At 44.9% G+C, this 9,654-nt stretch carries 6 protein-coding genes; 1 reads left to right on the top strand and 5 read right to left on the bottom strand.

Features of this window, described 5'->3' with window-relative positions:
* Nucleotides 1-304: 304 nt before the first annotated feature.
* The 5 genes from RLO19_RS24515 to def all read right to left on the bottom strand — a co-directional run bounded on the left by RLO19_RS24515 (nucleotide 305) and on the right by def (nucleotide 7,753).
* The gene (locus RLO19_RS24515; RefSeq protein ID WP_446360012.1) at nucleotides 305-4,333 is read right to left on the bottom strand and encodes a S8 family serine peptidase; all 4,029 of its coding nucleotides are present in this window, start codon (nucleotides 4,331-4,333) and stop codon (nucleotides 305-307) included.
* Between the two features lie 182 nt (nucleotides 4,334-4,515).
* A complete protein-coding gene (locus RLO19_RS24510) occupies nucleotides 4,516-4,704 on the bottom strand; it encodes a hypothetical protein (RefSeq protein WP_446360011.1) in 189 nt (62 codons plus the stop codon).
* A 156-nt stretch (nucleotides 4,705-4,860) separates the two neighbouring features.
* Complete coding sequence (locus tag RLO19_RS24505) at nucleotides 4,861-5,634, bottom strand: helix-turn-helix domain-containing protein (protein WP_446360010.1); 774 nt, start codon at nucleotides 5,632-5,634, stop codon at nucleotides 4,861-4,863.
* Nucleotides 5,635-5,765: 131 nt separating this feature from the next.
* Entirely contained in the window at nucleotides 5,766-7,160 is a 1,395-nt protein-coding gene (locus tag RLO19_RS24500; RefSeq protein ID WP_446360009.1) for a TldD/PmbA family protein, read from the bottom strand.
* 47 nt (nucleotides 7,161-7,207) lie between these two features.
* The gene (gene def / locus RLO19_RS24495; RefSeq protein ID WP_446360008.1) at nucleotides 7,208-7,753 is read right to left on the bottom strand and encodes a peptide deformylase; all 546 of its coding nucleotides are present in this window, start codon (nucleotides 7,751-7,753) and stop codon (nucleotides 7,208-7,210) included.
* A gap of 58 nt (nucleotides 7,754-7,811) precedes the next feature.
* Between def and dnaA the strand changes: the two genes are divergently transcribed.
* Entirely contained in the window at nucleotides 7,812-9,197 is a 1,386-nt protein-coding gene (dnaA, locus tag RLO19_RS24490) for a chromosomal replication initiator protein DnaA (protein ID WP_446360013.1), read from the top strand.
* The last annotated feature ends 457 nt before the right edge of the window (nucleotides 9,198-9,654 follow it).

Here is a 9,654-nt window from a genome sequence, read left to right as displayed (position 1 = left end):
CTTCAGCGCAAATAAACTCTAGAACTGCGGCTAGCTCTTTATTTGGATCTAATAATACTTGTTGACAACCGTACAAGAATATCACCTCCCTGTTTATGGTTGTATTATATCACTTAAGAATGTTATTGCGGGATAAATCCCCTGTCTTTACGACTTGCTCGGTTTCATCCCTCGGATAAATCACGAGGGCTTTCACCATCGCTTATGAAGTAATCCTTGTAGGGGCGGGTTTAGGAACTTCGTGAACATTGTCACCAGTAACGCCTCCACAAAACCCGCCCTGATTCAAATTGTTGGCATTTTGTTAGATCAAGACACATGCATCAGCCGTCAAGGTACTCGCATTTACACCCGTCAAAACCGCTAAGGTTTCATCATTAAAATCAATCCAGGTATTCTTCCCATGTTGAGAAATCGACAACTGATCAAACGTCAGTTCACCAGACAAGCCTAACAAATCCTCAGCAATGTGGAAATCGCGAATTTTGTCCGTTCCTTCACCAACAGCTAAGACAAAGGTATCATAACCTTGACCCCCAATTAACTGGTCATGACCCAAACCTCCCCAGAGTAAATCATCGCCATCATCACCCCAGATTTTATCATTACCCTCTTCACCGAAAAGTTGGTCATTCCCACCTTTTCCATACAGTTTATCATTGCCGGTGCCACCATAGAGGATATCATCACCCGCGATCGCACCACTTAAGCAACCCTTATTCAAGTCACCTCGTAGGATATCATCACCCTCTGCACCATAAATTACATCATCACCCAAACTGCCAATCACGGTATCATTACCAGCATCCGCGAAGATGAATTCATCCTGTTGATTAGAACTGACTAATTTGTCATTCTCTGGAGTCCCTTGAATCGTATATGAGATAACCGCTTCAACGGTTCCATTGGGAATCGATAATCCCAGATTTGTCCCACTATTAGATGTGAATGAGAAGTTATCAATCAGCAGTCCTGAATCCACGTAATCATCCCCTGCATCCATTAAACCCACGCCAATGGTAAATATACCCGATTCAGTAAACTGATGGGTAAATGTGCCATAGCCAGTCTGAGAACCAAAGGAACCCGTGAAACGACTAAAATTACTACTCGTATCCGCTAGTTCTGATAAGACACCTGATGTAATGGAAACAAAGCCAAAATCACTGAAACTGCTGGAATTTTCTTCATTAGTAATCAAGTTCCAGTCAAAGCTAATACTATCCCCCGCCTGAACCTTAATCGGTTGAAACTGTAAGCCAGAACCTTCAATAACATCACCGTTACCAAAATTATCTAACGCGCCAGCAGTTAAACCAAAAAACTGTTCCATATCGGTATCACTCACCGAACCCACACCATTAGTAATGAAGGCTTGGTAATTCCCCTCGGTGGGATTACTACCAATAGAATTAGTTTCAATTTTGGTATTACCAATTGTCGTCCAGTTGGTAAAGTCCCCATTTTCAAAGCCAAAGTTGAAGAAAGGATCAAGGGTGATTTGGAAATTATCAACGAGAAGTCCCGAATCAACACTACTATCATCGGCATCGACTAATCCTAAACCGATGGTATAAGTTCCGGCTTGGGTAAACTGATAATCGAATGTACCATAATTAGTCTGCTTGCCAAAGGAACCCGTAAATCGACTAAATGACTGGTTGGTATCTGTCAGTTCGGATAACAGGGTAGAACTGATAGAAACAAAGCCAAAATCGTTATAGTTACTAGGCGTTTGCTCATTGGTAATAAAGTTCCAGTCAAAACTTACAATATCTCCCGCTTTGACAGTAATCGGTGTGAGTTGGAGTGCGGAACCTTCAATCGCATCCCCATTACCCAGATTGTCTAAGTCACCTGGATTCAATCCCAGGAAGGTTTCCAAATTACTATCACTAACGGAACCTTGACCATTTGTTATTAAAGCCTGGAATGTTCCATCTGTAGGCGTAATGCCAATAGTAGCGGTTTGGATTGTCGCATCTCCAATACTGTTCCAATCGGTAAAGTCTCCGGTTTCAAAACTGAAGTTAAGTTGGGGCGATAAATCCTCGATTTGTTGGTTGCCAAAGTTAATATTGGTGATGATTTCTCCGGAATTCAGGTTAATGGTGTGAGTACCAGGTATAAAGTTACTGGTAGATGGGATAGACGCGACACTTTCAGTGTCTGATTCATAGATGCCAATCAGAGTTTTTGAAGCATTCGATGGATCGATTTTGTAAAGCTTACTGTAGATGTCGTTAACGCCGTATATGAAACCATCTGGAGCAAAATCAATTTCATACACCGAGCTTCCAAATGAACCAACTGTAGATAATATATTTCCTGTTGCTGGGTCAATTTTCACTAGATCATACCAGGCGCCGTAAAGTGTGCCATCCGGTGCAAAGTCAATCCCATAAGTATACTGGGGAATTATGCCAACTTGAGTAGCAAAGGCAGTGGCTGGATTGATCGTGTAAAGAATATTCTTGATATTCCCGCTTCCATAAGCGTTCCCATACAATGTTCCATCTGGAGAAAAAGCAATACTTTTCATCAAAATAGAACTTTCGGTATCACTATGAATTGTGCCAATGGTAGTGTAAGAACCATCCGTTGGATCAATAATCCGCAAGGAAGAACTAGCACCATAAAGTAATCCGCTAGTTGGATCAACATCTAAACCACAATAATAACGAGAAGCACCGATAAGAATCTCTGCCACCGGATCAGTTTGCAATTCGACTAAGCTGTATTCGTTAGTTCCACCAATTCCTGTACCTGCTACCAATTTAAATGACGTATTTGAACCCGGAACAGTTTGTTGCCAACCAGCTAGTAATACCTCAGCTACGGTGTAAGTATCAGCCGTTAGTCCAGTGAACGAATAATTACCGTTAGTATCAGTAATGGTGGAAACTTCACCCGCATCCAATTGACTATTCTGATTCTGATCTAAATAAATTGTCCAACCATTCAAACCAGGTTCATTTGCATCCCATCTACCATCCCCATCAATATCATTCCACTTACTCCCGTGAATTTCTCCTAAAGGAGAGGGTGGCGGTGTCGTTGGAGTCAAGGCATTATTAGCATTTAATCGTCCACCAGTTACCGTTTTTCCCTGCAATGATGAAATCGGATCAACGGTACTTAAAATCTGATTTTTTACCTCCGAAACACTTAATTGAGGATTTTGCGACCAAATTAACGCCGCCACCCCAGAGACATGGGGAGTTGCCATAGAGGTTCCATTTTTGCTACCGTATCCTCCCCCAGGAATGGTACTGTAAATATCTACCCCAGGTGCGCCTAAATCAACAGAAGTGATGCCATAATTGGAAAACGACGCCAAATTATCGCAATCATCAGTAGCGGCGACACAAATAATATTATCCAGGTCATAGTTAGAGGGGTAATTGGGAGTAACATCGTTATTATCGCCAATACCATCAAAGCCGCCGTTACCTGCTGAGGAAATAAATAACTGTCCGGCTTGACCTGCTGCCGCGATCGCGTCGTATAATCCTTGAGAGTAGCCACCCCCGCCCCAACTATTGTTTGTCAGCTTTGCCCCCATCATTATGGCATATTCTATTGCCTTAATTTCAGAGAAAAGACTGGTTGTGCCATTGGCATTAAATATTTTGAGTGCCATGATTTTGGCATGGGGAGCAACCCCAATCACCCCACTATTATTATTTCCTTCAGCGGCAATTGTACCAGCGACATGAGTACCATGTCCTTGATCATCCCAAGGATCACTATCATTATTGATAAAGTCCCAGCCGTAGTAATCATCAACGTAACCATTGCCATCATTATCAATACCATCGCCAGGAATTTCTCCAAGATTTGTCCACATATTGTCATTTAAATCTGGGTGAGTATAATCCACCCCCGAATCAATGACTCCTATCACCACATTATTTCCTGTGGCACTATCCCACGCTTCTGGCGCGTCGATATCCGCATCTGGGATACCACCCGTTTGTCCGGTATTATTTAACCCCCAAAGTTGGTTGAAATCTGAATCATTGGGAATTGTGGTATTCAGACTAATTGTATAATTAGGTTCAATATATTCAATCAGCGGATGATTACTGTAGGTAGCAATCGCTTGGGCAACACTCAATCCATTCAGTTGCCAAAGTTGTGTGCCTAACGTATTCGTTGATTCGAGTACAGTAGCTTGCAGATTCTCTTGCAGCGTTTGCATCTGGGTTGACTCAATTCCTGGCTTGAGCTTGACAATCACTTGACCGGATAGGTAATCTGTACCTTCAACGAGACTATTCAGATTAAATGAGGCGATATTGAGTTCTGGAAGCAAATCATTAGTAGACATAATTTTAACCCTCAATAGAGTTGGCTTGTATAGTGTTCCTTATCAGTCATGCTGTAGAGACGAAATCTAATTATTCCAGCCTAAAATTGTACCGAGTTGAGCAACTGGGTATTTTTAGCAACCTTGGGTTGGGAAACTTGAATTCTTTGGACTGTCTGTTCCCAATCCACTCTATCTCTGACTCAAAGGGACTTATGCAGTTTCACCCTCAGTTTTGCTAAGGTAATCATGGCTTCTTTGATACCCTCGGAGGAATTTGAAGAGGAATATGCCCAAAATTTTTCTCCGGAAATGGGAACACCAGCGCTACCATTTAGGGTGGCGTTAGGTTCATTAATATAGTAAGCGCCATAGCGGTTAGGACACATCATTTATGTAGAGACGCGCCATGGCGCGTCTCTACAATGGTGCCGCCATGGCGCGTCTCTACAATGGTGCCGAAAGTCCTAATCGATGTGTCTACTGCTATAATTCAATAAAAATTGGGGGATAAGTGATAGAGAGACAGTCGAACTGCCAATGTGACATTACCAATCCTGTGTGGGAGTAAATGTTACATCTTTAACTTCACCCATCTCTCCCAATGGTTTCGCTGTTTTTTGATTCAAGGATACCCATACCGCCCCCGCATTTCCAGATCGGATAGTTAATTCATTTTTAGCGTTCCAACTTTTGGGAGAATCATCCTCAGTTAAGATTCCCTCAAACTCAGTTTTACCATCAACGCTAACCCGCACCCAGGATTCCCCTTTCGTTTCTACTGTAATTTGAACCGGGAAATTGGGATCAGAGACAGTCGGCGCAGGGGTTGAGGTGACGACGGGTTGGTTGGGATTAAGCTGTTGCTCAATTGTCACAGACTCTTGAGCGGGTATAGAGGGTTGGGGTTTGAAGACTTGAGTGAGCAGATACACAAGTCCGCCGATCGCGACTATCCCACCAATGCCAATGTAGAGTAGATAAAGTTGACGCGATCGCGAAATCCGGGTGGACTCAGAAATTTCGGCTTGAGAGTCAGCCGAATTAGAGGGTGGCGATACAACCTCGGTGGCAAAGCTTTGAATTAACGTGGTGCTGTCTAAGTTGAGCGTCTCAGCATACCGCCGAATAAACCCCTGAACAAAGACAGGTTCAGGTAAATCCTCACACCGTCCAGCTTCTAGCGCTCTCAACGAGCGTAAGGATATAAATGTTTTGAGAGCAATTTCCTCAATTGATTTCTCCTGCTCTTCTCTACAGTTTCGTAAATAGGTTCCTATATTTCTAAGTTGCTCTTCTTGAGCCGTAGTTAAATGGTTCACCTGATCAGCCTATCTATCAAGGATTACACATTTATCGTCAATAGCGACCCCAGTATATCACCTGTCTGCTGCCCGTTGTCTATTACCCATAATAAAAGGACAGTAGACAACAGACAAATCACTTCAAAAAGCTACTGGCTACCCCCTACGACAACATTGCGAATCCGTAAAGAAGGACCCCCACACCCTACCGGTAAGCCACTCTGTCCCCCTTTGCCACAACCGCCCGACTCATCCCAATAGAAGTCATTACCGATCGCTTCGATATCGCCTAAAGTTTTAAACACATTACCGGATAAAGTAACATCCCGCACCGGTTCAGCAATCTGTCCCTCGCGAATCATCCAGGCTTCACCAGCGCTAAAGGTGAACATTTCCCCATTTGTCATACCCCCTAACCAGTTGCGAGCATAAACCCCTTCGCGAATCCCTCGGACTAAATCCTGCACCGGGGTTTTGCCGCGTTCAATCCAGGTATTAGTCATGCGGACAATGGGCGGATAGTGGTAGTTTAGACAACGCGCATTTCCCGTAGGAGCTTCGCCTAACTTGCCTGCAGTTTCACGGGAATGTAGACGTCCCACTAAAATGCCATCTTTAATCAGTTGAGTCGTTGTTGCCGATGTTCCTTCATCATCGTAGCAATAGCTACCCCGATGTCCCTCTGGGGCGGCACCGTCGAAGATTTGCAAATCCGGTGGACCAAAGCGACGCCCTTTGCTCATGACTTCCAACAGATCCGGGTTTTCATAAGCCATATCCGCTTCTGAAAGATGTCCGAAGGCTTCATGCACAAATAAACCAGAGAGGATGGGATCAATAACGACAGTGTAAACCCCTCCCCGAACCGAGGATAGAGACAAGGCATTAACCGCCCGTTGCGCCGCACCCTGCACTTGAATGTCAAGATCACTGAGATCTTCGTAACCTTGGCGAGATCCGGTAGTTTCCCGTCCCGTCTGTAGAATCTCATCCTTACGGGCGGTAGCCGAGAAACGCATTTCTAGATCTGCCCAAGATTGCTCAATCAGAGTGCCTTCGGACGTGGCAATAATGATCCGTTGGTTATTATCACAGTAGCGCACAGAGGTTGTTGTAATCTGGGGGTCAAACTGTTTGAGCAATTGGTTGTAGCGATCGCACAGGGCTTTTTTCTCCTTTAGGGGAATCATCCGGGGATCAGTCCCAGTTAGGGGGAGTTGGCGAGTATCTTGCACAATCGGAATCGGGGCAAGTAGGGTTTCTCCATCCCCGACAATTCGGGCGGCGCTAATCGCTTCTTCCAGTCGATCCTTAAGGCTAGAGAGTTGGTTGAAACTGGCAAAGCCCCAACCGCCTTTATAACATGCTCGCACCTGTCCACCAATAGAAAGCCCTTCGCTCAAGGTTTCTACCTTATTGCCCCGCACCATAATGCTGGTTCCTTCGGATTCTTCTAAGCGAATCGCTAAGTAATCCACACGAGAGCGATAGCGAGGGATCAGGTCTGCAATTAAATTTTGAGTATCCGCGAGTACAGTAGGCATGGTCTAGGGAACAAGCAAGATAGAACTGTTTCTATTGTGCAATGACTCTAGCCTTGGCTGCTATGTTTGTTCCCAATCCCCTGTTGATAGTCATCCTCTTTGATTAGGTCTTGGGTACTCTCCACGCGGTCTAGAAACACAATACCATTGAGATGATCATATTCATGCTGAACGATTCTGGCGACAAAATCAGTGAACTGTTGTCGCTGTAGCTTACCCTGTTGATTGGTGTACTCTACCTCAATTGCCTGATACCTCGGCACTAAACCTCGAATACCGGGAATACTTAAGCAACCTTCCCAATCTTTAACCATCTCATCCGAGTGAGCCACAAGCTGCGGATTGATCATCGCTGTCGGTTCCATCCTCGGGGCATTCGGATACCGGGGATTGGGACGAGACGCTACGATAAACAAACGGCAGGATTGAGAAACTTGAGGTGCAGCAATCCCCACACCGTTGGCGGCTACAGCCTTTGCCTTGAGAGCCTCAATCAGCTTTTGTATATGTTCTTCGTGAACATTATCGATGGGTCGGGCTAGCTGGCGCAAGATAGGATTGCCTAACTGAGCGATTTCTAGGGATTGGGTCATAATAGTTTGAAATTGACGCTAACTCCTCATTCGAGCATAAATAGTAACAGGAATGCCCGTGGAAATGTCCCCCGAACAGCTTTGGATACAGGTATTGGAGCGTCTACAACTCCAACTCAGCCGACCTACCTTTGAAACTTGGCTCAAGGGAACAACGGCTCAGCAGCTCGACCAGAATTGCTTAGTGGTTTGTACCCCCAATCCCTTTGCCAGAAATTGGTTGCAAAAGTATTACATCAAAACAATCACTGATGTGGTACAGGAGATTCTGGGACAACCGGTGGACATTTACCTTACCGTGAGTCCCAACAGCGACAATGTTACAATTAGTGATACAGGCATTTCCTGGTCTGTTCCGGTTACCACTAAACCCGATGTAGAACGTCCATCCCATCAACGTCCTAAACCCACAGAGTTAAATCAGAAATACGTGTTTTCTCGCTTCGTGGTTGGTTCAAATAATCGCATGGCTCATGCGGCGGCTTTGGCTGTAGCCGAATCACCAGGAAGGGAGTTTAATCCCCTGTTTTTATGTGGGGGCGTTGGTTTGGGGAAAACTCACTTAATGCAAGCGATCGCGCATTTTCGGTGGGAGAATTCTCCGAGTTCTAAGATATTCTATGTGTCTACTGAACACTTTACCAATGACCTGATTGCCGCCATCCGCAAAGATAGTATGCAAAGTTTCCGGGAACACTATCGAGCGGCTGAGGTGCTGTTGGTGGATGATATTCAGTTTATTGAAGGAAAAGAATATACTCAGGAAGAATTTTTCCACACGTTCAATACCTTACATGAAGCGGGTAAACAAATTGTCTTGGCATCCGATCGCCCGCCCCATCAGATTAGCCGCTTGCAGGAACGGCTGTGTTCTCGCTTTTCAATGGGGTTAATCGCCGATATTCAGCCTCCTGACTTGGAAACCCGGATGGCAATCTTGCAAAAAAAGGCAGAATACGAAAACATCCGTTTGCCGCGATCTGTGGTCGAGTATATTGCGACTCAATATAAATCGAACATTCGCGAACTAGAGGGGGCATTAATTCGAGTCGTCGCCTACATCTCAATTTCGGGAGTATCGATGAGTGTCGAGAACATTGCACCGATTTTGAATCCGCGCACCCCAACCGTACAAGCCGCACCGGAGATCATTGTCACAACCGTCGCGGATGCCTTTAATGTCTCGGTAGAAGACTTGAAAGGGAACTCACGCCGCCGAGAAATCAGTTGGTCTAGGCAAATTGCTATGTATCTGATGCGGCAGCATACTGATTTGAGCTTACCCCGAATTGGCGAAGAATTTGGTGGCAAAGATCATACCACAGTTATGTATAGCTGCGACAAGATTACTCAATTACGAAAACGCGATCCCAGCGTGGCACAGAAACTGAGTCAATTGAGCGATCGCATTAATTTGGCGAGTCAAACTCAAAGCCAAGATTAAAGGAAACGGGACACGGGGAACAGGGAACAGCGCCAGTCAGGTGTGGGGTGAGTATAAATACACTGTGGAAAAATTTCCGCAATTTTCCACAACCTTTTCCACAAGGACTCCATTCCTAAAAGACGAACAATTAAGGAATTGGCAATCCTCTGAATCTAGTTTTTCCACAGTTTCCCCAAGGTCTGAATTCCATGCTAGAGTTGCCTGGTGGATAGATGAGAGAGCCACGACCTTAGCGTCATTTAGGGTCTAACTCAAATCTCCCTGACTCTCCTTGACGAGAATTCTAGCTGTGCCAAACATTGACGATTCTTTCTGTAAGCAACCCCGGTCTAAAGACACGGAGCTTTAGCCAAATAAGTTAAAGCTGTGCTTACCAGCCTAAGTGCTAAGCGCACTACGTTATCGGCAAGTGTTAAAGACCTACCAGCGGATGCGATAGCCAGTTTGCTGCTCT

The organism is Coleofasciculus sp. G2-EDA-02 (assembly GCF_040226375.1).
GTDB lineage: Bacteria > Cyanobacteriota > Cyanobacteriia > Cyanobacteriales > Coleofasciculaceae > Coleofasciculus.
The sequence above is the reverse complement of the archived record's forward strand: the minus strand, read 5'-3'. Positions and strand labels throughout refer to the sequence as shown.